This window comes from Pseudaeromonas pectinilytica, from assembly GCF_054780855.1.
The window spans coordinates 1-504 of sequence record NZ_BAAGVN010000132.1; the positions used below are offsets into that span (position 1 = coordinate 1).

Sequence of the window (504 nt, forward strand, 5' to 3'; positions counted from 1 at the left end):
TCCCAGTGGCCCTATACCCGGAATACTTTCCAAGCGTACCGTATCTTCATTCTGCGCACTCATCTGCTTCAGCCGAACATCCAGTGCTTTAATTCGTTGCTGACTCTCTCTCAGTTCCTGCAGCATCTCCTGGAATAACTCACGGCTGAGTGTGGTGAGTTCATTCTCTGCATCTTCCAGAGCATCGGGCAAGCTGGCCATGATTTTATGGGACCCTTCCGGTATGGCGATGCCATATTCCAAACCCAGCCCCCTGACCTGATTAATCAGCGCTGTTCTGTTTTTCATCAGTCGTTGACGCACCCGATGCAGACACTGAATATCTTGCTGTTCCACTGTTTTCTCGGGTACATAGCGCATCCCTGGACGGCTGGCAGCCTCCACAATAGCAACTGCGTCATTCCTGTCATTTTTGTTGCCCATTCTGAAGGGGGCGACATATTGCGGACTGATTTGTTTAACTTCATGCCCGTATTGCTTGAACTGACGGGACCAATAGTTTGC

The 504-nt window shown here is 50.2% G+C and carries 1 protein-coding gene; it reads right to left on the minus strand.

Going from position 1 to position 504, the window contains the following annotated elements; translation table 11 throughout:
- On the minus strand, positions 1 to 504 hold a 504-nt coding region (locus ACYVG7_RS09835), incomplete at both ends, for an IS110 family RNA-guided transposase (protein ID WP_460882961.1).